Raw genomic sequence first — 25832 nt, 5'->3', positions numbered from 1 at the left:
AAGGGGCCAGTCCCCCAGCGCTTTAAAGCGCTGGGGGACTGGCCCCTTTTTTGAGTTCATATATAGTTCATATTGTTATATTATGATCTTGTTGTAGCAAAAATAGGGGTAGTCATTAAATGGGATAGAATTAAAATAAAAAAGGAATGATCGATTGTGACGAAAATTTTAATGGTTGATGATGATGCATATATTCGTGAGTTGATTTCCTTGCTTTTACGTGATGAAGGGTTCCAGGTATATGAAGCTTCCGATGGGTTAGAAGCTCTTACCATGTTGGAATCTATCCAGGTAGATTTGGTCATTTTAGATATTATGATGCCTAATATGGATGGCTGGGAGTTGTGTCGTGAGCTTAGAGATTTTTATGATTTCCCACTCTTAATGTTGACCGCAAAGAGAGAAACAACAGATAAGCTAAAAGGTTTCGATATGGGGACAGACGATTATTTAGTAAAACCATTCGAACCATTGGAACTTGTAGCAAGAGTAAAGGCATTGTTGAAACGATATCAAATTTCTATTTCTCAACAAATACAAATTGGGGAACTCATTTTAAACTACAAAACGCTTGAAGCTCATTATCAAAGTCATTCAGTTGACTTGCCAAGAAAGGAGTTTGAATTACTTTTTCTTTTGGGAAGTTATCCTGGGAAAACTTTTACACGGGAACAATTAATTGAAAATATTTGGGGCTATGATTATGAAGGAGATGAACGGACAGTGGATGTCCATATTAAACGATTGAGAAAAAGATTTCCCGATGAACAAAAGGATTTTGTTATCAAGACCATCCGTGGTTTAGGCTATCGATTGGAGTCTCCCATATGATGAAAACTCGCCTTAAAATATCGCTTGGCTTTTTCATTGTTGTTCTCTCTCTATCCATTTGTTGGTCTGCAGCATATTTTTCAACAAATTGGTTCTATACCTTCTATTCCATCCAATTCCACCCTTATTGGGTACAGATAATCAATTCCCTGTTAGGTTTTTTCCTATTTGGTTGTGGAATGTTTTTATTGACGCGCCTTTTTACTCATCAAAGACAAAAACAGGCCGAGTTTTATCAATCCATTATCTATGCCATCAAGCAAATTGCTCAGGGTAATTTTAATGTCAGCTTGCCTAAGTTTGAGGGCCATAATCCCTTTGTAGAAATCGTCGACAATATTCATTATATGTCTAAAGAGTTAGCACAAACGGAAAGGATGCGCCAAGAATTTGTTTCAAACGTTTCTCATGAAATCCAATCTCCGCTTACTTCTATTAGCGGATTTGCCCGAGCCTTAAAAAGCGAACACCTATCTCCAAAAGATAGATTGCATTATCTGTCCATTATCGAAACGGAAAGTGAACGTTTATCCAAACTTAGTGATAATTTATTAAAATTAACATACTTAGAATCGGCTCACCATTCCCTCGAACCGGCAGAGTATCGATTGGATAAACAAATCCAGCAAGCAATTTTATCTTGTGAACCTCAATGGTTGGATAAACAAATTGAAATGGAATTTTCTTCAAAAAATTTATGGATAACTGCAAATGAAGATTTGCTTAATCAAGTGTGGATGAATCTGCTTCATAATGCGATCAAATTTACACCAACGGGTGGAACGATTTGCATGAGTGCCTCTCTCCAAAAAGAAAAGATTATAGTAGAAATTTCCGATACGGGGATTGGCATTGCAGAGAATGATCAACTTCATTTATTTGAACGATTTTATAAAGCCGATAAGGCTCGCTCTCGCCAAACAGGCGGCAGTGGCTTAGGTCTTTCGATCGTAAAAAAAATTATTGATTTGCATAATGGCGATATTCATGTAAGGAGTAAGCTACACGAAGGTACAACCATTGTGCTTACGTTCCCTCCTGTTCACTCTGGAACAGAAGACAGACAAACGTGAAGAAATTCACTAAGCATTCCCTAATCCAGCTATTATGCAGAAAAGGAGTTACATCATGAAAAACAATCAACAAAACAGTTTAAAACCGTTTATCTCATTACTATTATCCACTAATATCCCAAAGCTAGCTTTAACGATGGGACTTATTACAAGTATGATTACAACCTTAGCTGGATTAGTCGTTCCGCTACTGACCAAAAATCTGGTTGACGGCTTTTCAGTTTCTTCTTTGAGTGTCCCTCTTATCATTGCAATTGTGCTTGCGTTTATCATTCAGGCTGCGATTAATGGCGTTTCGATGTATCTTTTAACAGCCGTTGGGCAAAAGATTGTCGCAAAACTGCGAGATTCCATGTGGCTCAAACTGATTCGCCTCCCTGTCAGCTATTTTGACAAAAATTCAAGCGGTGAAACGGTTAGCCGAGTCGTCAATGATACGAGTATTGTGAAAGATTTAATCTCTCAACATTTCCCGCAATTTGTTACAGGGATTATTTCCATTATCGGTGCAATTACCATTTTACTAGTGATGGACTGGAAGATGACATTGATTATGCTGCTCTCTGTCCCCTTAACGATAGCAATTATGCTGCCACTAGGCAGGCAAATGGCGAAAATATCCCGGGGATTACAGGATGAAACTGCTGTTTTCACAGGACATGTTCAACAAACTCTTGGCGAAATCCGCTTAATGAAAGCCTCTAATGCTGAACAAAGCGAAGAGAAAAAAGGTTTATTTGGCATCGAAAAACTACTAGGCTATGGTTTAAAAGAAGCGCGGATTTTTGCCCTTATTGCTCCGATTATGTATTTAGTGGTCATGGTGGTGATCGTTATGATTATCGGATATGGAGGAATGCGTGTAGCGAGTGGAGCGATGTCGACAGGATCACTTGTTGCCTTTCTCCTCTATCTTTTCCAAATTATTATGCCAATTACTTCTTTTGCTACATTCTTCACTCAATTGCAAAAGGCAAAAGGAGCAACCGAAAGAATTATCGGTATTTTAGAATTGCCTTTGGAAGAGGGACAAGAAGGAATTGACATGGATATTGCAGCAAAGCCAATTTCTGTGCAAAACATTTCTTTTGCCTACAGTGAGGATGAACCTGTCTTAGAAAACATCTCGTTTGAAGCAAAGCCAGGAGAAATGATTGCTTTTGCTGGTCCAAGCGGTGGAGGAAAAACGACGATGTTTGGTCTGATGGAACGATTTTATCAGCCTACTTCTGGGGATATCTATATTGGTGACACCTCTATTTATAAATTGTCTATAGCATCTTGGCGTGATCAAATTGGATATGTTTCACAAGAAAGTGCCATGATGGCAGGAACGATCCGAGAAAATCTTTGTTATGGTTTAGAGAATGCAGAGGAAATTCCAGATGAACGATTATGGGAAGTGGCTAAGATGGCTTATGCCGATCAGTTTATCCACGCCTTTCCAAATGGTCTGGACACGGAGGTTGGTGAACGCGGAGTCAAACTATCTGGTGGTCAAAGACAACGAATTGCCATTGCACGGGCATTTTTAAGAGATCCTAAAATTTTGATGATGGATGAAGCAACAGCAAGCTTAGATAGTCAATCAGAAAGCATCGTCCAACAAGCCTTAACTCGGCTCATGCAAGGACGAACAACCTTTGTCATCGCCCATCGACTATCCACCATCGTCGACGCCGACAAAATCATCTTCATCGAAAACGGAAAAATAACCGGCAGCGGCTCCCACCACGAACTCACCCGCGCCCACCCATTATACCGGGTATTCGCCGAACAACAACTCGCCTAACTTTTTTGGGGCCAGTCCCCCAGCGCTTTAAAGCGCTGGGGGACTGGCCCCTTTTTTCAAAAATTACTTTGACAGGTAGAGCAATATGCGGTATTATTACTCCATCAGATAGAATAGTGATGAAACAAGGAAGTGTCAATATGATCAGAAGTGATATTATCCGCGGGCATCTAGATTCGATTATTTTGCGCTTGATTTTGGAAGAGGATCGATATGGTTATGAAATATCGAAGGAAATTAGCCAACGTACGAATAATCGTTTTCAAATTAAAGAAGCCACTTTATATGCTGTATTTCAACGTTTGGAAAAAAAGGATTTAATCGAGTCTTATTTTGGCAGTGTTTCCTTTGGGGGAAAAAGAAAATATTATAAAATCACAACCTTAGGTAAGGCATTTTTGAAAGAGTCAGCAGAAGAATGGGAAACCACGAAGGAAATCATTGATCTATTTATGGAGGGGTTAAAATGAAAGTATTGAAGAACCATGTGCATAGCTTATTTAAAGATATTCCAAGTAGTGAACAAAAAGAAGCTTTGATGCAAGAGGTATTACAAAATCTTGAAGAAAAAGTATGGGATTTAATGGAACAAGGCAAAGCAGAAGAAGACGCAATTAATAAAGCCATTGTGGACTTTGGAGATATTGAAGATTTAAAACACGAATTAGGTACAGGTGAGACACAGCCGCAAAAGAAAAAGATGAGAAAATTAAACTTAGGTTATTCTCTATGGGGAAGTTCGTTGGTTATCGCACTAGTACTTTTTATCAACCTTTACTATACCCCCCATACAATTTGGTTCGTGTACCCTACCTTCGTCATACTTTGGTGGCCGTTAACGATGTATTTTATCTGGCTTCGGAATAAATAAGGAGGGTTACATTTTGAAAAATTATGATATTGGTTTCGTCGTAGTAGGCAGTCTGATGACCGTCGTTTTTTTAATCATCGTCAATCTCATTACCGGACCAGGTTATCCTTGGGTCATTTATCCCGCTTTCGCATTGATTCTATGGATAATGGGCTACTATTTTATTCGAAAAGGAAAGCATAAACAACTTGCTCTCTTCTATAGTCTTCTGATTATATTGTTTCTAATTCTCACAAATCACCTAAATACACCTGACTATCCATGGTTTCTATTCGCGGTCTACCCCATTCTATGGTGGCCAATCCTTGTATTTTTAGGTGATAAAGCCGCAGCAATGTCAACAGCTCTCATTGGCAGCATAAGTATTATCATATATTATTTTATTTTAAATATGATATTCTTACCCCAATATTTATGGGTCATCTATCCAGCCTTTGTTGTACTTTGGTGGCCATTATCATTGTATCATGTTAAAAGGGGAACCTATTTTCAATATTCCATCCATGCTAGCCTATTGATCAGCCTATTTTTTATCTGTGTAAATGTCATTTCTTCTCCAGGCACAATTTGGGCAGTCTATCCGATCTTTTGTGTACTTTGGTGGCCTTTGACTATGTATTATTTCGTATATAAACTTGAAAAATAATCCGTTTTAAATTTACTGTTGGCAAAGGAAACAAAATACTTGCGATCGGTACCTTGTAATGAACAGTACCTTGTGATAATTTATTGTTAAACCTATCATCATCTGCAGCTGGGCTATATGTCAAAGGGCTGAAGAAAAGCAGAAGGTGCGATAATTAATGAAAAAAATGGATACAAGGTCTAATTAAATCCTGTTTCCATTTTTTCATTTTTCAGCTGATAAATAGACCTCAAGGCTTAGTCGAAAATATTTCTTAAGCTCCTTATGATTAAACACTGAAGCCAGTAAGATGAAGATATGTTAACAAGGAGGAGTCACAATGGAAGAAAAAAAGGTATATATTCTCCTTTCGGATACAGGAACCCTATTTACAAGACTTATTAAATTATATACAAAAAAACCCTATAACCACGCGTCTATTGCCTTTGATCCCAATTTGATTGAAGTATATAGTTTCGGGAGGAAACATCCCTTTAATCCCTTTAAAGCTGGATTTGTGAAGGAAGACTTACACGGGAAATTCTTTAAACAAGCACGGTGTTCTATTTATTGTTGTACGATTTCAGATGTCGAATTGGAAAAGATGAATCACTATATTAATAGAATTGCCGCGCATGCGGAAATCTATCGATACAATCTAATTGGATTATTCGCCCTTGCGCTAAACAAACCGATAAAAAGAAAAAATGCTTTCTTCTGCTCTCAATTTGTTGCAACTGTCCTATTAAAATCCAATACAATTAAATTTGATAAACCGATATCACTTATCACCCCTCATGATTTACAAGAGTCTCCTCGATTTGAACTAACTTATCAAGGAAGACTTGCAGATTTTCACACAGAAACCGACCTCTGGGGACTGTCCCCCACTACGATAATGCATTAACGTGTCAAGGGACTGTCCCCTAGTGTTAGGGCTTTTTTCGTTTCTAAAATGGGGTCTTCTTTGTTGCTGACTAGTTTCGCATAGCTGCTCCATGGGTAATATTCTGGTTTAGTGACGATGTTTGCTTCAACTGGATTTAAGTGAATGTATTTACATACAGTGAGAAAGTAATCATCTGTTCTAACTAATTCGGCATGAAAACGCCCTTGGAATAGATGTCCTGATAATTCATAACGCTTGTTAAAACGAATGGCAAAGCGACTATGAATATAATGAATAATCGGACCAGGTGGCTGATCTTTTGTTTCCAATAACAGATGAATATGATTCGGCATGAGGCAATAAGCATGAAGATTAAAGGAGATATGATTCTTACACGATTTAATTAGGCTTAAATAGTATTGATAATCTTGAGTTTCTCGAAAAATTCGATCACGTCTATTTCCACGAGCCGTAATATGATAAGTTGCCCCCGGAAACCATACACGCAGTTTTCGTGCCATGTAATCCCTCCCCATTTTATTAGCCCCATTATAGTCATGGCAAGCATCCTTTTCAAATTGTCAAAAAGGTATTTTGATTATAAAAACAAACTAAAAGTCCCCTTTTTACACTTGAATATCCCAAAATTCCTCTCCCTCGACACTCCAAAATCCTAATCTTCTATATTTAAAAACTTTAGTACGTTAACACAGCGGGGGACTGTCCTCGGATTTACTTCTATTTTCAATTATGTTAATATATCCTACATACCAATCATCCTACAAATTTTCGGGAGGTGTTTGTGATGTTAAGGAAAGCAAGTCGGCTATCTTTAGTGGAGCAGGTTGTGATGCAGATTGAGAGTTTGATTGAGGAGGGGCATTGGGCGGTTGGCGATAGGTTGCCGCCAGAGATGGAGCTTATGGAGGAGTTTGCGGTTAGTCGTAATACTTTGAGAGAGGCGATTCGTGCGTTAGTTCATGCAGGCTTACTGGAGACAAAGCAAGGAAGTGGAACACTTGTCCGCTCTTCAAGTTCACTGGGCGCTGCCATGGAACGTCATCTTGAAAATTCTAATCTAATTGAAACATTGGAAGTAAGATTAGCTCTAGAAAGGGAGGCTGCACAATTAGCCGCCGTTCATCGAAATGATGAGGATCTTCACCAGCTTGAGGTTTATATGGAGCAATGTCGGGACACCGCCCAAAGAGATGCGGTTGAGGATTTTATCTCAGCTGACATGGCTTTCCACAAAGCTATGGTGAAGGCCTCGCACAATCAATTGCTTCAAGAGCTATATGAATATATGACGGACCCTTTATATACATCCATTAGCAAACTCATGATTATCGATACACCATTTGCCTGTGAAAAAATGATTCACAGTGAATTATTAGATGCTATTCGAGAGCAGAATATCGAAGAGGCGATAAAATATGTCAATGAATATATTTTTGACTTTAAAAAAAGATTAGCATCAGAGCTTAAGGAGGAAGATTTTTGAGTAAAAACACGACATCATTAGAAAATACATCAAGCCATCAAGCGCATTGGTTTCTTTTACTAGGAATCATATTAGTAGGAGCAAACTTAAGAGCTCCCTTAACATCGGTCGGTGCACTTATTTCATTTATACGTGATGATTTAAGCCTGAGTCATGCTGTAGCTGGGAGCATTACCACCCTTCCATTACTCGCTTTCGCCCTTCTTTCTCCTTTCGCACCTAAACTCGCCAATCGATTCGGTATGGAAAAAACAATTTTTTTCTCCTTACTACTTTTAATGATTGGATTAATAGTGCGATCATTTTTCGGAACGAGTTTTCTCTTTATAGGTACGATTATGATTGGTATGGCGATTTCAATGGGGAACGTCCTTTTGCCCGGTTTGATTAAAATGAATTTTCCATTAAAAATTGGCTTTGTCACTGGTATATATGCAGTTTTCATGAATTTATTTGGTGCCTTCGGTTCAGGTTTAAGTGTACCGATCGCTTCCATAAAAGGAGTGGGTTGGAAAGGATCGCTGGCTTTTTGGACAATCCTTGCGATCATTGCCCTACTCTTCTGGATTCCACAACTTCGAAAACCTAGTGAATCCGTAAAAGTTGTCAAGGCCTCTGGACAAAAAGGCAAAAGCATTTGGCACTCTCCATTAGCCTGGCATATTACCATCTTTATGGGATTACAGTCATTGATTTTTTATACATTTATTACATGGTTGCCTGAAATCCTTCAAACACATGGATACAGTTCAAGTGCGTCTGGTTGGATGCTCTTCCTTATGCAATTCGCGCTTATTCCTGTTACCTTTATTATTCCGGTCGTAGCGGAAAAAATGAAAGACCAAAAAGTCATATCCGGAATCACTGCGTTTTTCTTTATGGCTGGCATTGTCGGTTTATTCCTGGGTAGCAAGCTGCTCATCCCCCTATCGGTTATCCTGATCGGGATTGCAGCCGGAAGCGCCTTTAGCCTGGCGATGATGTTTTTCAGCTTACGTACTTCGAGTGGACAAGAAGCTGCCGAAATGTCGGGAATGGCGCAGTCTTTCGGCTATCTCTTGGCCGCTGTTGGCCCGATGTTATTTGGTGGTTTACATGATTTATTTCATAGTTGGAAAATCCCGCTACTTTTGCTATTTTTGCTAGCAATGGTCATCTTTATTACCGGAGTAAATGCTGGGAAAAGCAAAGTCATCTCAGATTCCACTACAACAAGGAAATTAGCTTGATAAGAAAAACCGAAGTCAGATCACAGTCTGACTTCGGTTTTTCAACTTTCTTTATTGTTGTCCCCTTCATAAAAACTTTAACATTTTAACAGAGCGGGGGACTGTCCCCGAATTAGTGTCCTGTTTCTACGTCATCAACATGTTTTACATGGATGTGGTTGGCCCATACGACTAATACTGAGATGAAGACGAAGATGGCGCCGACGATGAAGGGGGTGCTAGGGTTAAAGATTTCCGATAGTTTTCCTGCCAAGAATGGAGCGATCGCTGCTCCGATGAATCGAAGAAAGCTGTAGGCGGCAGAGGCTGTGGAGCGTTCAACTGTTGTGGCGTTCATGACTGCTGTTGTAATTAGTGTATTGTTATTTCCTAGTAGTGCGCCTGAGATTACAACGGCTGAGATTACTAGCCACTGCTGGGAAGTCCAAAGTCCCATGGCTAGAAGGACGATTCCAAATAAGCCTAGCATCAAACACATGGATTTAACTGTGCCAAACCATTGCTGGATTTTTGGTGCCATAAAGACTGATGTAATAGCTAGTAGTAGCCCCCAACCTAAAAAGACAAAACCTAATCCATGTTCATCTAAGCCTAATACAAATGGGGCATACGCTAGTAAGGTAAAAAAGCCAAAGTTATATAGGGCTGCTGTAATCCCAAAGACTAATAAAGAACGATGTTTCAATGCCCGAAATGGATCCAATATAGAAGTCTTTGGTTTAGCACCCTTCGTTGTCCCACTTGCTTTAGGCATTAAAATCGATAATCCTATAAAAGCGATGACCATTAAAACAGCTACCCCAAGAAAGGGACCTCTCCATGACATCGCCCCTAGCCATCCTCCTAGTAATGGACCAACAGAAATTCCTAATCCAATTGCAGCTTCATATAATATAATTGCTTTTGCATTTCCACCTGTTGCCAATGTGACAATCGCCGTTAATGCTGTAGCGACAAATAAGGCATTCCCAAGTCCCCAGCCACCTCTTAAGGCTACAAGTGACCAAATATCGTTCGATACTCCACATAATCCAGCAAATAAAGCAATGATGACAATCCCACTAAGTAGTGTGCCTTTCATCCCTAGCTTTGAAGATATAGTACCTGTTACAAGCATAGCAACCGCCATGACCGCATTATAGCTTGTAAAAAGCAACGTTGTCTCACTTTGGGATGCATCCAATTGGTTTGCGATGGCCGGTAATATTGGATCAACCAAACCTAATCCCATAAAAGCAATAATACTCGCAAAAAAGACAGCCCATACTGCTTTCGGCTGCTTCAAAATACTTCCCTCTTCCTGTATCGACTGATTCACTACTTTCGCAGCAGTTGTAACATCTTGTGACATACATCTTCTCCATTCTATTTTTTTAATACTCTAAGATCATTCAGATATCTTTAAGACCACTAATGAATCCTCTTATGATCGTGCACATTTTAAAATTTTCATTCCGCTTGTATGTGCTCAAATTTTTGCACATCACCCCAAGTACGGTGATCAAATCAGAGAAAATTTTTAAATGTATGGCGAATCACATCCCCACGGCTGACGATCCCAATCAATTTCCCATCTTTTTCAACGGGTAGCTTTTTTATTTTTCTTTTCCCTAGAATAGTGGCTATATTTTCGACCTCTTCATCCCATGCTACTTTGATTACCTTTTTCTTCGCAATATTGAGAACCGGTAAATCCAGTACCTGTTCCACTTTTTCCAAAAATCCTTCTTTGTCGCCTTCCACGACATTCACGAAATATAAGGAATCAACGACAATGTCCTTATGTTTTCCAATATATCGCATAATGTCGCCATCACTTATATAGGCAATTAATTCTTTCTGATCATTTACTACAGGTAACCCACTAATTCCATGGGTAATAAATTGTTGAATCACTGTACGAATAGAATCCGTTTCTGTCACATGATAAACATCGTGTATCATAACATCTTGAGCTTTCATTTCTCATTCCTCCCATCATTGATAAATTAAAAAACAATATAGTTGATTGTACCATACAACTAAATATTTGTCTAAAAAATTTCGGAACTTGCACAAGCTTGAGTTTGTCGCTAGGATAATAGTGAGGTGTCATAAATGGATAAAGATGCGATCAAAATAATAGAAGAAGAAGTCAGTTTATTTATTCGCCGCATTGTCATAACCGAAAAACGCAATGACATGCTTGAGCGCTCTGCCTATGTCTTATTAAGGCAATTATCTGTCGCTGGTCCGGCTGGAGTGAAGTCTTTATCAGAACAGCTAAAATTAGATATTTCCACCATTAGCAGACAGGCAGCAGCCCTTGAACAAAAAGAATATATCGAGAAAATGCCAAACCCTAAAGATGGACGCTCCTACTTTTATAGGATTACCAATCTAGGCATTAAGGAATTAGATGATAATAAAGAAAGAAGATATGATCGACTATCTGAGGTGTTATCGGATTGGTCTGAAGAGGACAAACTAACTTTTGGCCATTTATTGAAAAAGTATAATCAAACAATCATTGAAAAAGACAAACCATAAAGTGAAACTTCAATCAGTGGGGGTTTTCCTTCATCCCTCCCTGATTAGTAAGGATCAAGTGGATGAACAGCTAAATTCGCGCCGTCCTGGCGCAACGCTGTTCTGACCAACGTCCTGTTGGCCTAAATTCGCAACATCCTGCCGGCAGGCTTAAAGCACGACATCCTGTCGTTTCGCCCGCACTAGTACGTCCTGTACATCGCAACGCCTTTGTGACCTACGTCCTGCAGGCCTGAACAAATCGGGCTTTTACTGGCTGTTGATCCTCCACTTACAATTCTAGGTTTTTTCAAGAATTTTTGAATTGGGGGTTTTACAGCCAGTTAATGTGGGATAAACGATCACCTATTTTTTCATAAAGCAGGTGTTAGTGTCCGTTATCTCCTACTTAGTCATTATCGTGAATCAGGGCCTTACGGACCGGATCAAAAATCGTCACATCAAGTAATCGATGTGGCGATTTTTGATCCGGTTTGAAAATCATAAAATCGCAGCTTGTGAATCATTCGCATGATGTTGGGTGCCTTTGTCTAGCTCCTAGCGCCATTGACTTGAGGCTCACAGGAACGGTTGCTACAGGATCTACTCGTGCAGGCAGAACGTTGGGGGTTGGAACTTAGCCGATGTTCTGCATAATAAGCTGCTCCAAAGAACGCCCTTCTTTGGAGCAGCTTATTTACTTGTCGACTTGCGCTTTTCTTATTGAGACTATTTTTTCCCTCAGCACTTTCTCATACAATTCTAATCTAGCTTCAATTATATTTTAAGATTCATTGAGTACTATACAAGTATTGACATGAAGGAGATGACAACATGGCCATTGAAATTTTTAGAAGGAGAGAGCAGAAATATTTGATCACCCACGATCAATATCAGGAATTGGTGAAACGAATGATGCCTTTTATGCGACCAGATCGGAATGGTAGTGCAGGCCAGTATACGATTACTACATTATATTTTGAAAGTCCTGATAACAGGATTTATTTTGAGACAAAAAACAAATTAAGGTTTCGCCAAAAGCTTCGGTTACGGATTTATGATGATACTAATTTAGATGGAAACGCCTTTTTTGAGATTAAACAAAAGCATAAAAAGGTAGTAAATAAACGAAGAATGGTCCTGCCTTTATCAGAAGCTTATCGGTATTTATCTGGAGAAACACCTGAGTCCCTAGAAGATTACATGACATCAAACTTACAAGTTTTTCGAGAAATTGATCATTATCGAACATTATACGAACTCCGCCCAGAAATGGTTGTAAGCTATGACCGGCATGCTTTACATCATATCGAGGATCCCGATTTACGTGTGACGTTTGATTTAAATTTACGTTGTCGAAATCATGATTTACAGATTGAACATGGCCCCTTTGGGGAACATTTTATTGCTCAAAACTTAGTAGTCCTAGAGGTAAAGGTAAGCCACAGTATTCCTCTATGGCTTACGCGTATTTTGCAAGATTTAAGATGTGAACAACGCAGTGCTTCCAAGTTTTGTACAAGCTTAGAATGTTTAAAAGGTGAAGAGTTACCAAATGGTATTGAGCAGGAGAAAATTCTCGTTGATGCCATATAAAGAAAAAGGAAAAAGGTGGAGGAATATACAATGGATTTTATAGAGAATTTATTCACGTTGGAAAGCTTAGCAGAAACAAACATTTGGATGAGTTTGGTTGCAATGGCACTTGCCCTTATACTCAGTTTATTAATTACCAAGGTTTATCAAATCACCTTTACAGGTGAAAGGTATTCGCAATCATTCGTTCATACAATTATCATGATGAGTGTTGTCGTGTCTGTCGTCATGAATGTTGTGAGTGGAAATGCTGGTGTTGCCTTTGGCCTATTTGCGGTCTTTTCATTGATACGCTTCCGTAGTGCTGTAACAGATGCAAAGGATATCGCTTATATCTTTTTTGGCCTTTGTGTCGGCATGACAGCAGGTCTCTTCCAATTCGGTTTAGCGATTATGCTTACCCTCTTTGCTAGTTTCATCTTTTATCTGCTTTATAAAATGCAATATGGAAAAGGCAAAGATACGCAGATTTTAAAAGTCACCGTCCCGGAAAACTTAAATCATGAAAACTTACTCGTTGATATTTTTCAACACTATACACTGAGTCATACACTCAGACAAGTAGAAACAACTAATCTCGGAACCATGATTTTATACACATACGCCATTCGCAGCAAAGACACAACTAATGACAAAGAGCTCCTTGATCGAATTCGCGAAAAAAATGCCAACCTGAAAGTTTCGATCACTTATTTAGAAAGTGCAAATTAATAAAGCGGGGTGTTAGCGTCCATTATCCTCCACTTAGACTTCTTTGAGATCTCTTAGTGGCTTACGGACGGTTGCACCGGGATAAAAAATTAAAAGCTTCTCGTGAGCATTGAATGGGGCCTTAGCACTCTTTTTTGATTGATGCAAAGGCCCTCCCCCATATAAATTCACAAAAAAAATCCTCGTAAACAGTACAATATTCTACTATAAATCAGAGAATTATACATGGACCCCCCTCCGTTGATCATCCTATAATACATAGAAAGAGGCGAAGTGTAATCGCCTTCTTTTACAAGCGGTATGTAGCTTTTTTTAATATTAAATAGTAAGGAGAGTCTTTCATGAAAGTATTATTATTAGATTTAGATTCTACTAATCCAGCACATTTAGGTTGTTATGGCTATCACCGTCATACTTCACCAAACATTGATAAGATTGCAGCTGAAGGAGTTCGATTTACCAATTATTATACATCTGATGCTCCTTGTTTTCCTTCACGAACCGCTTTGATGACTGGCCGTTTTGGAATTCATAATGGTGTCGTAAACCATGGGGGTGCAGCTGCAGATGTGCGTCATGATGGAGAGGAACGCGGATTTCGTGATAAACTCTCTTTCGAAAATTTCCCTAATGTGTTTCGACGCAAAGGGATGAAAACATCGTTAATTAGCCCCTTTGCGGAAAGACATTCTTCCTATACTTTCTATGCTGGCTTTAATGAGATGTATAACACGGGAAAAGGTGGAATGGAATCAGCTGAAGAAGTGACACCTGTTGTATTGGATTGGTTGGAGCGAAATGGAGAAAATGAAGACTGGTTTTTATACGTTAATTATTGGGATCCTCACACTCCATATAGGGCACCTGAATCATTTGGAAATCCGTTCAAGGATGAGCCTCTTCCTACCTGGATTACCGATGAAGTTTTAGAAAAGCAAAAGGAGAAAATTGGGCCTCATAGTGTTCATGAAATCAATATGTTTAACAATACCACAGATCCAGAATATCCTCGTTATCCTGGTGAAATTAAAAATATGGATGATATGCGAAAAATGATTGATGGTTATGATTGCGGAGTAAAGTATCTCGATGATCATATTGGGATGATTTTTGAACAATTAGAGAAACAAGGCGTTATGGAAGAAGTGATCATAATCATCACAGCGGATCATGGCGAAAATATGGGAGAATTGGGCATCTATGGAGAACATGGAACAGCTGATCAAGGAACATGCCATATTCCTATGATCATTCGTTGGCCTGGTCTAAAATCGGGGCATGTGGATAATGATTTCCATTACCATCTTGATCTTCCGCCAACGATTGCGGAATTAATTGATGTAGAGCCTGCCGAAAGATGGGATGGACAAAGCTATGCTGCTGCTCTAAAAAAAGGAGAATCAACTGGTCGCGATTATTTAGTAGTGTCGCAATGTGCCCATGTATGTCAAAGGTCTGTTAGATTCGGAGACTGGTTATACATTCGCTCCTATCATGACGGGTATCATCTATTCCCTAAAGAAATGCTATACAATCTGAAAGAAGATCCCTTCGAACAGCATGATATAGCATCTGAAAATCCTGATCTTTGTCGAGAAGCTGTTTACTATCTAAACGAATGGCATGATGACATGATGAGTACAATGGATCATGATGTTGACCCACTATGGACAGTCATGAAGGAAGGCGGACCCCTTCATGCAAAAGGCAATCTGAAACATTACGTAAAGAGATTAGAAGCAACCGGAAGAGGACATGCCATTCCAGAACTAAAAAAACGCCATCCACGTGAATTCGAATAAAAAGGAGTGCCTGGTACAACCCTGAACATGTCATGTTTCGCCGAATAAACCATTTGGCATAAACAGACAGGAATAGGGAGGTGCCAGGCATCTCCCTATTGTCCTAGACACCCATAGGTTAAAAGTATATAATTAACAAGACCTATAATTAAATATTATTGACTGCAATATCCTAATGGAAGCCAGTAGTACACCGACCTATTCAATCTAACGTCGGTATTTTTTCCTATATGGATATTTTTTAAAATTGAAAATAAGAGAAGCCTTTTCATAATGACTTATTTCTGCAAAAACGAGCTTTCATAAAAAAATAGATTTACTCATCCGTTCATGATAGGAGCTAATTTTACGGGCTGAAGTAGAGGCGGGATCTCCTGCGATATCTATACTTAGTAAGGAAAAAGATTGAGATCTGCTAGTAGTACCTATTGTTTTTTGAAAGCTCAAACTTGAAGCTCTAAATTAAAAAATGCACATAGTGGAGGAAGAGCAAACAATGAAGCTTTTCACAAAAAAAACAAAAACATGGGAAGAATATCTCAATCATTCTGATCAAACTGATATTGCCGGTGTAGGGAAGCGAATAAAGGAGCGACTGACTTTTATGAATATCAAACAAGAAAATTTAGTCGCTATTCGTGAGGCGTCTCCCATTCTTTCACCCTATAAAAATGAAATAGTTAATCAATTTTACGACCGGATTACGTCTGTTGATCATTTACAAGGCATCATTGTCCAACATTCAACCGTTGAGCGTTTAAGAAAAACGATGGAGAAATATTTAGATCAATTTTTGGATGCAGAGGTAAATAAAGAATATATCGAGACAAGAATTGTAATTGGTCAAGTACATAGTCGCATTCATTTGACTGCTGAGCATTTTATTTCCGCCCACCATCTGTTGATACAAATTATGACTTCTATTCTGATGGAAAAATTGTACAGTCAGCCAAATCAGATGATCAATACTGTCCTTTCCATTCAAAAATTAGCAGCATTTGATCAGCAACTCATCGTTGAAGTTTATATGGAAGAAACGTTTAAAGCCTTTTTGTTTGGCATTTCCGATACATTAAACTACACCACGCAGCTAGATACTTCAAAACAATTAATCGCAGAGATGGATAATATGAATGAGGAAAGCTATAGTGTTTCAAGTGCAACAGAAGAAATCAGTGCTTCTATTCTAGAAGTCGCCAATCATTCAACCAAGGTGGCTGAAGGAACAGATGAAGCCGTTCAATTTGCGGAACAAGGCAAACAAAATGTTCATGAAACAATGGTAGATATTGAACAAGTGGGGCAAGTCTATAATCAGGTGGTACATCAAGTCGATCAGCTTAACCACGAGATTGAGAAAACGCATGAAATTGTTGAAGTGATCAAGCAAATCACAGATCAAACCAACTTGCTCGCCTTAAATGCAAGTATCGAGGCTGCACGGGCAGGAGAAAATGGAAAAGGATTTGCTGTAGTAGCGAATGAAGTAAGGAAGCTAGCAGAGCATACAAAGGAACAAACATTACAAATAGCGGAGCATATGCAATCATTACAACATGTCTCAACCCTCGTAACGAAACAAATGAACAATACAGAGGCTTTGATTAAGAAAAGCGTAACGGGGGCCAAAGTGGCGGATGAAGCACTAAACAAGATCGTGTTCGCCATGCAAGGAATTAATCAAGCGACATCACAAATCGCAGCAATGTCAGAGGAACAAACGTCAGCTGTTGATGAAATTGCACAACGCAACTCGATTATTTTTGATTTAAGCAAGAGTTCACAAGCCATTGCGAATCAGACGGCTAAAGTTATTTTTGATTTAAGTAGACAAATGGAAGAATATCGAAACACTTTTTTTTCAACAAATATTCGTTTAAATTCAAAAGACGTCATTAAGGTGGCAAAAACAGATCACCTTCTTTGGAAATGGAAGATCTATAATATGCTGCTAGGATTAGAAACACTTAATTCCCAGCAAGTGACATCACACGAAACATGCCGACTTGGCCAATGGTACTATGGAGATTTATCTTCAAAAGTGAAGGACATGCCTGCCTTTAAGCAATTAGAGAAGCCTCATAAAGCCGTCCACTATTATGCCAAACAAGCCGTTTCATTATATGAACAGGGTGATCTATCAGCATCGCAAAAGGCATTTGAGCAAGTCCTAAACTATTCAGAGCTTGTGCTTACATTGCTAACGCAATTAGAATCGGAGATTTGAGAAAAGCATATCTTTAATGAAAGGATGAAAGGAGAGATTTCCCCCCTTCATCTTTTCATTGTGGAGTTTCAACCCTAGTGATCTTTTGCCATCAAAAAACCTGCCTGTATGCAAAAACTGCTAAATCCTTTAATATGCTTTCGCCCAATAGACCATTTCTTTTGCTTCTTTCCCACAGCATATACAATTATCTGCCACTTTCTCTTGTTCAAAAGGGATACACCTTGATGTAGCCTGGGTTTCTTCTTTTATTCTCTCTTCACAATCACGATCTCCACACCACATTGCTTTAATGAAACCAGGATTTTTTTCAAGAATATGTTTAAATTCCTCCATTGTCGTAGCAATGGATGTTTTCTCCTCACGAAGGAGAAGTGCACGATTAAAGAGGTTCTCTTGAATTTCCTCCATTAAGATCGGTAAACGGGCTTCTAAATCAGCTAAATTGACAAATTCCTTTTCTCCCGTATCACGCCGAACAAGGACAACTTGATTTTTTTCAATATCTTTTGGTCCCATTTCAATTCGGACAGGAATCCCCTTCATTTCACATTCGTTAAATTTCCAGCCTGGCGACTTTTCACTTGCATCCATTCCTACGCGAACAAAACCTTTTAATTGATCATGCAAGGCATAGGCTTGATCTAGAACTCCTTCTTTATGTTGAGCAATGGGAATAATAATCGCTTGTGTTGGAGCAATTTTTGGCGGTAAAACCAAACCGCGATTATCGCCATGAACCATGATTAGTGCACCAATCAAACGGGTAGTAATTCCCCAAGAGGTTTGATAGACAAATCGGCTTTCCCCCTTTTCATCCAAATAAGTGATATCAAAGGCTTTAGCAAAACCTGAGCCAAAATGATGAGAAGTACCCGATTGCAAGGCTTTCCCATCATGCATCATACTTTCAATCGTGAGTGTATAATCAGCACCAGCAAACTTTTCCTTTTCAGTTTTTCGACCACGGAGAACGGGAATGGCTAGATAGTTTTCAAGCACATCTGTATAAACATTCAACATTCTTGTTGTTTCTTCCGCGGCCTTCTCATATGTTGCATGTGCTGTGTGTCCTTCCTGCCATAAAAATTCCAATGACCGCAAAAAAGGACGTGTCGTTTTTTCCCAGCGTACTACATTACTCCATTGATTATAGAGCATAGGCAAATCACGATAAGAATGAATATTTTTTGAATAATATTCACAAAACAGAGCCTCAGAGGTTGGGCGCACAACCAATCGTTCACTTAATTCATTTTCACCACCATGTGTAACCCAGGCCACCTCAGGCGCAAATCCCTCTACATGATCTTTTTCCTTTTGCAGCAGGCTCTCTGGAATAAATAAAGGAAAAGAGACATTTGCATGACCTGTCGCTTTTATTTGTCTGTCTAACTCATCACGAATGCGTTCCCAAATTGCAAATCCATCTGGTTTAATAATCATCGTTCCACGAACTGGCCCATAATCGATGAGATTGGCCTGTTTCACAACATCTGTATACCATTGCGCAAAATCCTCTTCCATCGCTGTAATCTTTTCTACAAATTGCTTATTATTCTTTTTTCCCATCTTCTACACCTCTAATTTTTTTGTGAAACCACAAAAAGGCCCCCATCCAAAAAGGACCGGGGACCGGTGGTACCACCTTTATTTACATTGATCAACAAAAACATGCACACTCAATTGGATAACGGCCAAAACCGCACACATCGGCGAACTCCAAGGCAGGTTCTAATTTGTATCTTGGAAATTCGCACCACCCATTTCCTCTCTAAAAAAGATAGCAAATTATACTAATCCTTATCACTGTTTTTTATCATATATAAATGAATATATTATAACAGATAACTTAAATTTACTGAACTACAGAATATTAAATTATGGCTTTTCCAGCCAAAGAATGCAAATACAAGAGATGGAACTGTCCCAAAAGCCGAAAATCGCCAAAAGCCTTCCTTGCCGCGGGCGCCTTAGCCTCCTCGCAAATTCGTGAGCTATGGGGTCCTTCAGCTAATGCTATTCCCGACGAAATGTACCTTTTTTGGCGATTCTCTTAGCATTTACTCATAAAAAAGAAGGAGAATTCTTCCTTCTTTTTTCGTTGTTGACGACTTATTGGACAGCCCCATCTTTTCGTTTTGATTCAATCTTTAACGAATTTTGTTATTGATTGGCCGACCATTTTTCTGCACGTTTTTGTAAATCGCTTAGAAATTTTTCAATATCCGGTGTTTTTCCATTAGCTGCATTACTGATGAATCCGTTTATAGCTGGAACAATCTCACTACTAAAGAATGGGTTTGCTTCATCCATCAGAACTGAAGGTGAAACGTCTGCAATCTCCATCGCTTTTTGCGAAAACTTATCTTCTTTGGGAACAAAGTCAGCATCAGCTAAGGTTGGAGTTGCTGAATAGTTATCATAATTCCATTTTTGGGTTTCATACCCAGTTAGAAACTTCATTACTTCCCAAGCTGCTTCTACATCTTGTGCATCTTTAGCCATAACAAATGGGTCCATCGCTACCCATCCTTCCCCATTCGGACCTAAATTCAATACTGCTTCATAACGGTCTAATATTTCTTTATTATCATTTGCCAAGTATTCTCCCATTATTGGGCCACCAGCATCATCAAGGGCAATGCCTATATTATTCATTTCTGTTCCGAAATTTTCATTTCCTTTTTCATTTAAAAAATCGATTGGGGGATATTGAGAAGCTTTAGCAAGCCATTCCATTACTTTCACCATTTCGGGTGTATCCAATTTCCATTCGATGTTCTTCAAATCATCTAAGGATCCCGTTGCACCTTCTGCTCCAAAGGCATGTGTGAGTGCTACAAAGGTAGAAGCATTTAGGGATTTTCCACTAAAATACAGCCCATAATTTTTTTCGCCGGTTACTGGATTCTCCCCTGTCATTTGTTGTGCTTTCTCCAATATTTCCTCTGGAGATGGATTTTCCGATAATGGTTCCACTCCCCACTCTTCAAAAAGTTGTTTATCATATACAGTAACGCGTTTTCCTAATACAGATGGAAGACCAAATCGCTCTCCATCATAACTAACCGTACTATAGGAATTTTCCCATATTCCTGCAAGGTAGATACTTTCATCAAATTCGGAATCATCTTCAATTAAATCTTCAATCCCTCTAAGTAAACCTTGCTCCATCCATTGGGCTCCAAAGGCTCCTCCTGAATAAATAAGGTCCACATCTTTCGATTGTAACATAGCTGTTTGTTTGGCTTGGGCATTATCCCAAGGGACTTGGTATATTTCCAATTCGATATTAGGGTATCTTGGTTCAAATTCATTTTTTAAATATTCTTCAAAACCGATTGTTTCTTTCCCGGTAATAGGATCAATTCCATCTTCAAGCGGCCATCCAGCCACTGATACGCGGACTGTTCCTTCCATATCAGAAACTACTTCAATATTGCTTGTATCCTTTCCTCCCTTAGTCGAGGAAGAACAGGCGGCTAAAGCAGCAACTAACAGTGTAGTGATTAATATTGAAAAGATTTTCTTCATTTAGAAGACCTCCCATTTTAATATACTTTTTGGCTAAACGAATTACATCATTTCATTTATTGCTTCACACCAGACAACGCGATGCTTTCTACGATATAGCGTTGAAGAAATAAATATAATGTCACAACAGGAATTAAACTAACGGTTGTTGCTGCCATGATGATGGACGGCAATGGCGCTGTTTTATTAACACGGAACATAGCTAAACCAAGCTGAATAGTATATTTATCCGGTGTTTTTAAGGCAAGTAATGGCCATAGTAAATCATTCCATACAGCTAAAAATTGCAGGATCGCCATGGTAGCTACAATCGGAATACATAATGGAAGAAAAACACTAAAAAATACTTTAAATTCTCCCGCCCCATCTATAATCGCCGCTTCTCGTAAACTAGAAGGAGTTTGATCAATGAACGCCTTTGCTAAAAAAGTACCGAATGCATAGTTAAGAGCCGGTAAAAAAAAAGCCCAATACGTATCTAATAAGTGAATTTTTGCAAAAAGTAAATATTGAGGAATCATTGTCATTTCGAAAGGAATCATCATCGTACTTAACGCTAATACAAGCACCACCATCGATCCTTTAAATTTTAGCTTGGAGATGGCATAACCCGATAAAAGCGCTGACATTAAACTAACAAAAATAACTCCAATTGAAATGATCAAAGAGTTAATCATATATTTGATCATTGGCATATTTGTAAATGCAAGTTGGTACGTTTTAAATGAAAATTCCTTTGGCCAAAATCTGGGTGGGTAGGGAATACTTAATCTAGCTCCCCAATCAAAGCTGGTCAATAGCATCCAGACAAATGGGATAATCATTATAACGGACCCTATTAGAAGAATACTTGAAATGATTATATTACTTACTAGTTTCGTCCTTTTCTTTGAGTTGTATTTAAAGTTTTGATCTCCAACATGTACATTGGGCATACCGACTGGATTACTCAAAACCTCCACCCCTCTCTATTCAAAATTATTCTTCCGATTCAAATACAACATGATGACAGTCAAAATAAGAATAAACATAAACAAGATATAGGATGCGGCTGTTGCAATTCCCATTTGACTAGCTGAGAAGGCGTTACGATAAATATATAAAACGACTGTCATTAAAGAGCCGGCAGGGTTTCCTCCCGTACCACCAATCAACCATACTTCCGTAAACCTTTTCATCGCACCTATTGTACTCATAATGACCATGAAAAGAATGATAGGTTTTAGGTAAGGTATCGTAATGTAATACCATTTTTTAAACCAATTGGCCCCATCTACTTCAGCGGCTTCGTATAAATCTCTCGGAACACTTGTTAGTGCCGCTAAGAAAATAATAGTGTTATAGCCAAGCATTCCCCATAATGTCATTAACACAATACTAAATCTTGAAACACTTGGATTAGTAAACCATCCGACTGATTCCACTCCAATAAGTCCTAAAACATAGTTTAGCAATCCTTCACTGCCCGAATTGAATAAAAACTGAAACAATATACTAGTGGCAACAAGAGACACTACATTGGGTAGAAAATAAACCCCTTTAAAGAAATTCCTCCATCTTACCCATGGAACATTATAGATCAATGTTGCCAGAATAAAGGATAGAGATACACCTAGAATGACAGATATTACGCCCATATACAGAGTATTATATAAAGATTTCCAAAATATCGAGTCTGTGAAAACGCTCTTATAATTAGCTAAGCCAACCCAATCCCCACCAAAGCTGGTAGATGATTTTTGAAAACTTAATATTAAAGCACCTACCATAGGATAAATCGCAAATACCAAAACCCCTATTACAAGTGGTGCAGAAAATACATATCCTGCCAAATCTTTAGAAGTAAAAAACTTTTTCTTTGTTTGCCTTGTTTGAAACTTTTTATTAGGCGAAACTTCTGAATGAATAGCCAATTCGATGTCACCTCTTTCAAAAATAATGGCGAACTATGAACTTGAGTTACAAAACAATCTACCCCTTATAAAACTCTTCCATTGTAACGATACTTCCTTGTTCATTTGCTACATTTGCCGCAAGACTTTTGCTTAAAGTTTCTACACCGTCCTGGTAAGAAGCAAGAACGAGTTCCTGATTGTTTGTTTGTATCGCTTTAATAAATTCGCGATCTTGTACATCATAAAAATCAACCTTTGATGTATACGTAGTCGTTCTCTCTTTTTCATAAATAGATAAGCTAGTCCCCTCTATCTCAAGTCGGAAATTACGTCCCAAAATTTCTAGGCCCATTCTATGATCATGTTGAGTAATGGAACTATCTAAATGACCAACTGCACCAGTTTCAAAGCGAACATTTACGGATGTCACATCTGGTATATCCATTTCTTCAATACCATTCATAACTTGCAAGGACATATGGGCTTGTATTTGTTTTATATCCCCACACAGATAACTCATTAGATCAAGAATATGAGTCGCTTGCTCAACCAATTGCCCGCCCGACTTATTCTTGAGTCGATACCAAGGTGTCGGAACCAACGAGGTTAAGTAATGTCCACGCACCATAGCGACTTGCTTGTCCTGTAAATAATCTTTCGCAATTTGCACAGTATCTAGATAACGGAGACAATATCCAGATGCGTTTATCACACCTGACTGAGCGATGATTTCTGCCTTTTCTTTTGCCCTCTTAAAATCCAATTCTACCGGTTTTTCTACTAATAAATGAATTCCTTTTTGTGCAGCTTTTTCCTCAATATCTCCATGCGCAAATGGTGGGACGCAAATAAATAGAGCATCCATATTTTCCTTTTCCAACATTTGATCAATGTCTGTATAGACTGTGGCTTTATACTTTTCGCCTTGCCTGATAGCTGCTTCTTCCGCAATATCACAAACCGCAACAATTTCAGCATCTTCATTTTGAGAAATATTATTTAAATGAGCATTAGCAATACCGCCAACTCCTACAAATCCAACACGAACTTTTGCCATTTCAAATGCGCCTCACTTTTTTAAAATAATATCTAAATGCTGTGCTGTATCATCCGCCAATGTATGGGGGCAGAATGAATAGGGAGATAATTCGGCAGTTAAAGTATCCTCATATCCCAATTCCCTCAATGCAGCTATTACTGCTCTCCAGTTGACATCACCAGCTAATAAAGGAACAAATCCTGCTCCATTCCCTACAGCTGTATTAAAATCTTTCACATGTACCTTGAATATCCGCCTCCCAAGTAAGCGTATCCATTGTTCCGGATAACCAAACTGTAAAACATTCCCAACGTCAAAATAGGCCCCAACATAATCTGATTCGAAATCATCTATATATCTGGCCATTTCAAGTGGAGATAACAGGAATTTATTCCACACATTTTCTATGCCTATTTTCACACCATATTTTTCCGCAGTTGGGATGATCTCCCTAATGGAGACTTGACTTCTTTTGTAGCATTCTTCATAGGAAACCTGCTCAGAAACTGCGCCGGGAACCACGAGAATCGTATCCATTCCTATATAACCCGCAATTTCAAGCATCTTTTCTACTACTCTTATACCTTGTTGCCGAATTTGCTCATCAGGCGAACAAAGAGACATTTTCCATAGTAATGACGTCGATAAGCTTCTAAGCTTTATTCGGTATTTCTCTGCAATCGCTTTAATTTTTAACGCTTCTTCCTTCGTTGTCTCTACTGTTAGTCCGACTCCATCAGCTTCATAAAGGTTTAGTTCCACAGCATGAAAACCAGCATCTCTGCTATATTCGAACACTTTCTCTAATGAGGTCTGTTCTGGATAACACCATTGATTAATCCCCTTTAGCATTCTCATCCTCCTAACCAAGTCTTCTTAACAACGCAACAGGCCGATTTTTCTACTCCATGTCACTTTAGTTTATGGTTCACCTCCTTCAATGCTGATTGATACATCATGTTGTCATTACCAGTTATCTGGAGAGAACTTCTTTTAATTTAGAGTTTTCTCAGCTCACTCCCCCATACCAGCAAAAAAATTAACTTTTACTATTCAATATTAATCAATCTCTGTAGCTATCCCGATTTAACCTCTATTATATAACTATTGGCTATAAAGTCAATATTTTTATAGCTAATTACTATTTTTCACCCTTATTGTTTCTCTCTTTCCATACAACTCAGATTATATAATTAGGATAGGTGATAATTACTATGAATATTGGAAAACGAATTCGAAATTTGCGAGAATCAAAAAAACTCAAAGCAACGGAACTAGCAAGAAATGCATTTATTTCACAACCTTATTTATCTGATATTGAAAAAGGAAAAACTCAACCTTCAATTGACACACTGAAAGCCATTTGCAGTGCTCTAGAGATTAGCATAGGTGACTTTTTTGGAGATCTATCTGAATTATCTCCACATACCATCCAATTAATGAACGATGCTAAAAAGCTAACAAATGAAGAAGTAAAATTATTAGGAGCCTTTATAGCAACCTTTGTTAAAGATAGGGAATAATACCCAATTGTAGTAATGGGAGATCAGATGTTGGAACAATAAGGGGACAATAAAGGAAAGCGCATCCAAAGTGAGTTTTTTACAAAATGTTAGTCTAATCATATGACTGTTCTTGGCCAACATCTTTGCCGCATCAACAAAATTAGAAAAAGGGACGTGGTTTTATTTAATAATTGTAAT

Annotated in this window: 24 protein-coding genes and 1 other annotated feature; of the genes, 15 read left to right on the top strand and 9 right to left on the bottom strand. The window is 38.5% G+C overall.

Going from position 1 to position 25832, the window contains the following annotated elements; translation table 11 throughout:
* Nucleotides 1-156: 156 nt before the first annotated feature.
* The 7 genes from KI375_RS05240 (at nt 157) to KI375_RS05210 (ending at nt 6099) form a co-directional block, all read left to right on the top strand.
* Nucleotides 157-831 (top strand): response regulator transcription factor, encoded by a 675-nt coding sequence (locus tag KI375_RS05240; protein WP_212972484.1) that lies wholly within the window; start codon nt 157-159, stop codon nt 829-831.
* Entirely contained in the window at nt 828-1904 is a 1077-nt protein-coding gene (locus KI375_RS05235; RefSeq protein WP_306419783.1) for a sensor histidine kinase, read from the top strand. The genes KI375_RS05240 and KI375_RS05235 overlap by 4 nt, the downstream gene beginning before the upstream one ends.
* A 55-nt stretch (nt 1905-1959) precedes the next feature.
* Complete coding sequence (locus tag KI375_RS05230) at nt 1960-3696, top strand: ABC transporter ATP-binding protein (protein ID WP_212972483.1); 1737 nt, start codon at nt 1960-1962, stop codon at nt 3694-3696.
* A 140-nt stretch (nt 3697-3836) separates the two neighbouring features.
* Entirely contained in the window at nt 3837-4166 is a 330-nt protein-coding gene (locus KI375_RS05225; protein ID WP_212972482.1) for a PadR family transcriptional regulator, read from the top strand.
* A complete protein-coding gene (locus KI375_RS05220; protein ID WP_212972481.1) occupies nt 4163-4567 on the top strand; it encodes a permease prefix domain 1-containing protein in 405 nt (134 codons plus the stop codon). Before KI375_RS05225 ends, KI375_RS05220 begins: the two co-directional genes overlap by 4 nt.
* A gap of 13 nt (nt 4568-4580) precedes the next feature.
* Nucleotides 4581-5213 carry a hypothetical protein gene (locus tag KI375_RS05215; RefSeq protein WP_212972480.1) on the top strand — a complete coding sequence of 211 codons (633 nt, stop codon included), beginning with the start codon at nt 4581-4583 and terminating at the stop codon, nt 5211-5213.
* Nucleotides 5214-5532: 319 nt separating this feature from the next.
* Nucleotides 5533-6099: a hypothetical protein gene (locus KI375_RS05210; RefSeq protein ID WP_212972479.1), complete on the top strand. Its 567-nt coding sequence runs from the start codon at nt 5533-5535 to the stop codon at nt 6097-6099.
* On the opposite strand, the gene KI375_RS05205 is transcribed toward KI375_RS05210, so the two are convergent.
* Nucleotides 6096-6602, bottom strand: a complete 507-nt coding sequence (locus tag KI375_RS05205) for an REP-associated tyrosine transposase (protein WP_212972478.1) — start codon at nt 6600-6602, stop codon at nt 6096-6098. The two genes, KI375_RS05210 and KI375_RS05205, sit on opposite strands and share 4 nt — an antisense overlap.
* A gap of 281 nt (nt 6603-6883) precedes the next feature.
* Here KI375_RS05205 and KI375_RS05200 point away from each other — a divergent pair, with 281 nt between their 5' ends.
* A complete protein-coding gene (locus KI375_RS05200) occupies nt 6884-7585 on the top strand; it encodes a FadR/GntR family transcriptional regulator (RefSeq protein WP_212972477.1) in 702 nt (233 codons plus the stop codon).
* Nucleotides 7582-8814 carry a CynX/NimT family MFS transporter gene (locus tag KI375_RS05195; RefSeq protein ID WP_212972476.1) on the top strand — a complete coding sequence of 411 codons (1233 nt, stop codon included), beginning with the start codon at nt 7582-7584 and terminating at the stop codon, nt 8812-8814. The genes KI375_RS05200 and KI375_RS05195 overlap by 4 nt, the downstream gene beginning before the upstream one ends.
* Before the next feature lie 112 nt (nt 8815-8926).
* Here the strand turns inward: KI375_RS05195 and KI375_RS05190 are convergent, their stop codons facing one another.
* Both KI375_RS05190 and KI375_RS05185 read right to left on the bottom strand, forming a co-directional pair.
* Nucleotides 8927-10165, bottom strand: coding sequence for an MFS transporter (locus KI375_RS05190; protein WP_212972475.1), 1239 nt, complete (start codon nt 10163-10165; stop codon nt 8927-8929).
* A 155-nt stretch (nt 10166-10320) separates the two neighbouring features.
* A complete protein-coding gene (locus tag KI375_RS05185) occupies nt 10321-10776 on the bottom strand; it encodes a CBS domain-containing protein (protein WP_212972474.1) in 456 nt (151 codons plus the stop codon).
* 135 nt (nt 10777-10911) lie between these two features.
* Here KI375_RS05185 and KI375_RS05180 point away from each other — a divergent pair, with 135 nt between their 5' ends.
* The 5 genes from KI375_RS05180 to KI375_RS05160 all read left to right on the top strand — a co-directional run bounded on the left by KI375_RS05180 (nt 10912) and on the right by KI375_RS05160 (nt 17658).
* A complete protein-coding gene (locus KI375_RS05180; protein WP_212972473.1) occupies nt 10912-11343 on the top strand; it encodes a MarR family winged helix-turn-helix transcriptional regulator in 432 nt (143 codons plus the stop codon).
* A gap of 813 nt (nt 11344-12156) precedes the next feature.
* The gene (locus KI375_RS05175) at nt 12157-12918 is read left to right on the top strand and encodes a polyphosphate polymerase domain-containing protein (protein ID WP_212972472.1); all 762 of its coding nucleotides are present in this window, start codon (nt 12157-12159) and stop codon (nt 12916-12918) included.
* A gap of 30 nt (nt 12919-12948) precedes the next feature.
* Nucleotides 12949-13629, top strand: a complete 681-nt coding sequence (locus tag KI375_RS05170) for a DUF4956 domain-containing protein (RefSeq protein ID WP_212972471.1) — start codon at nt 12949-12951, stop codon at nt 13627-13629.
* A gap of 341 nt (nt 13630-13970) precedes the next feature.
* Nucleotides 13971-15431, top strand: coding sequence for a sulfatase family protein (locus tag KI375_RS05165; RefSeq protein ID WP_212972470.1), 1461 nt, complete (start codon nt 13971-13973; stop codon nt 15429-15431).
* A 496-nt stretch (nt 15432-15927) separates the two neighbouring features.
* On the top strand, nt 15928-17658 hold the full coding sequence (locus KI375_RS05160) for a methyl-accepting chemotaxis protein (RefSeq protein ID WP_212972469.1): 1731 nt from the start codon (nt 15928-15930) through the stop codon (nt 17656-17658).
* A 129-nt stretch (nt 17659-17787) separates the two neighbouring features.
* On the opposite strand, the gene proS is transcribed toward KI375_RS05160, so the two are convergent.
* From proS to KI375_RS05130, 6 genes are all read right to left on the bottom strand, one after another.
* Nucleotides 17788-19230, bottom strand: a complete 1443-nt coding sequence (gene proS, locus KI375_RS05155) for a proline--tRNA ligase (protein ID WP_212972468.1) — start codon at nt 19228-19230, stop codon at nt 17788-17790.
* Nucleotides 19231-19278: 48 nt separating this feature from the next.
* Nucleotides 19279-19477 (bottom strand) — a binding site (T-box leader).
* 347 nt (nt 19478-19824) lie between these two features.
* On the bottom strand, nt 19825-21195 hold the full coding sequence (locus KI375_RS05150; protein ID WP_212972467.1) for an extracellular solute-binding protein: 1371 nt from the start codon (nt 21193-21195) through the stop codon (nt 19825-19827).
* 56 nt (nt 21196-21251) lie between these two features.
* Nucleotides 21252-22130: a carbohydrate ABC transporter permease gene (locus KI375_RS05145; protein ID WP_212972781.1), complete on the bottom strand. Its 879-nt coding sequence runs from the start codon at nt 22128-22130 to the stop codon at nt 21252-21254.
* Between the two features lie 33 nt (nt 22131-22163).
* Nucleotides 22164-23108 carry a carbohydrate ABC transporter permease gene (locus KI375_RS05140; protein ID WP_244852302.1) on the bottom strand — a complete coding sequence of 315 codons (945 nt, stop codon included), beginning with the start codon at nt 23106-23108 and terminating at the stop codon, nt 22164-22166.
* 58 nt (nt 23109-23166) lie between these two features.
* Nucleotides 23167-24147, bottom strand: coding sequence for a Gfo/Idh/MocA family protein (locus KI375_RS05135; RefSeq protein WP_212972466.1), 981 nt, complete (start codon nt 24145-24147; stop codon nt 23167-23169).
* Nucleotides 24148-24159: 12 nt separating this feature from the next.
* Complete coding sequence (locus KI375_RS05130) at nt 24160-24981, bottom strand: sugar phosphate isomerase/epimerase family protein (RefSeq protein ID WP_212972465.1); 822 nt, start codon at nt 24979-24981, stop codon at nt 24160-24162.
* A gap of 362 nt (nt 24982-25343) precedes the next feature.
* Here KI375_RS05130 and KI375_RS05125 point away from each other — a divergent pair, with 362 nt between their 5' ends.
* Nucleotides 25344-25652 (top strand): helix-turn-helix domain-containing protein, encoded by a 309-nt coding sequence (locus tag KI375_RS05125; RefSeq protein WP_212972464.1) that lies wholly within the window; start codon nt 25344-25346, stop codon nt 25650-25652.
* The last annotated feature ends 180 nt before the right edge of the window (nt 25653-25832 follow it).

It is taken from the genome of Bacillus sp. J14TS2 (assembly GCF_018333015.1).
In the GTDB taxonomy this organism is placed as follows: Bacteria; Bacillota; Bacilli; order Bacillales; family Bacillaceae_C; genus Lederbergia.
The sequence above is the reverse complement of the archived record's forward strand: the minus strand, read 5'-3'. Positions and strand labels throughout refer to the sequence as shown.

What these genes read in the sequence shown, in the direction of transcription:
- KI375_RS05235 (WP_306419783.1), top strand. Translation starts at nt 828, where the DNA reads ATGATGAAAACTCGCCTTAAAATATCGCTTGGCTTTTTCATTGTTGTT.
- KI375_RS05230 (WP_212972483.1), top strand. Translation starts at nt 1,960, where the DNA reads ATGAAAAACAATCAACAAAACAGTTTAAAACCGTTTATCTCATTACTA.
- KI375_RS05225 (WP_212972482.1), top strand. Translation starts at nt 3,837, where the DNA reads ATGATCAGAAGTGATATTATCCGCGGGCATCTAGATTCGATTATTTTG.
- KI375_RS05220 (WP_212972481.1), top strand. Translation starts at nt 4,163, where the DNA reads ATGAAAGTATTGAAGAACCATGTGCATAGCTTATTTAAAGATATTCCA.
- KI375_RS05210 (WP_212972479.1), top strand. Translation starts at nt 5,533, where the DNA reads ATGGAAGAAAAAAAGGTATATATTCTCCTTTCGGATACAGGAACCCTA.
- KI375_RS05205 (WP_212972478.1), bottom strand. Translation starts at nt 6,602, where the DNA reads ATGGCACGAAAACTGCGTGTATGGTTTCCGGGGGCAACTTATCATATT.
- KI375_RS05190 (WP_212972475.1), bottom strand. Translation starts at nt 10,165, where the DNA reads ATGTCACAAGATGTTACAACTGCTGCGAAAGTAGTGAATCAGTCGATA.
- KI375_RS05185 (WP_212972474.1), bottom strand. Translation starts at nt 10,776, where the DNA reads ATGAAAGCTCAAGATGTTATGATACACGATGTTTATCATGTGACAGAA.
- KI375_RS05180 (WP_212972473.1), top strand. Translation starts at nt 10,912, where the DNA reads ATGGATAAAGATGCGATCAAAATAATAGAAGAAGAAGTCAGTTTATTT.
- KI375_RS05175 (WP_212972472.1), top strand. Translation starts at nt 12,157, where the DNA reads ATGGCCATTGAAATTTTTAGAAGGAGAGAGCAGAAATATTTGATCACC.
- KI375_RS05170 (WP_212972471.1), top strand. Translation starts at nt 12,949, where the DNA reads ATGGATTTTATAGAGAATTTATTCACGTTGGAAAGCTTAGCAGAAACA.
- KI375_RS05165 (WP_212972470.1), top strand. Translation starts at nt 13,971, where the DNA reads ATGAAAGTATTATTATTAGATTTAGATTCTACTAATCCAGCACATTTA.
- KI375_RS05160 (WP_212972469.1), top strand. Translation starts at nt 15,928, where the DNA reads ATGAAGCTTTTCACAAAAAAAACAAAAACATGGGAAGAATATCTCAAT.
- proS (WP_212972468.1), bottom strand. Translation starts at nt 19,230, where the DNA reads ATGGGAAAAAAGAATAATAAGCAATTTGTAGAAAAGATTACAGCGATG.
- KI375_RS05150 (WP_212972467.1), bottom strand. Translation starts at nt 21,195, where the DNA reads ATGAAGAAAATCTTTTCAATATTAATCACTACACTGTTAGTTGCTGCT.
- KI375_RS05145 (WP_212972781.1), bottom strand. Translation starts at nt 22,130, where the DNA reads ATGCCCAATGTACATGTTGGAGATCAAAACTTTAAATACAACTCAAAG.
- KI375_RS05135 (WP_212972466.1), bottom strand. Translation starts at nt 24,147, where the DNA reads ATGGCAAAAGTTCGTGTTGGATTTGTAGGAGTTGGCGGTATTGCTAAT.
- KI375_RS05130 (WP_212972465.1), bottom strand. Translation starts at nt 24,981, where the DNA reads ATGCTAAAGGGGATTAATCAATGGTGTTATCCAGAACAGACCTCATTA.
- KI375_RS05125 (WP_212972464.1), top strand. Translation starts at nt 25,344, where the DNA reads ATGAATATTGGAAAACGAATTCGAAATTTGCGAGAATCAAAAAAACTC.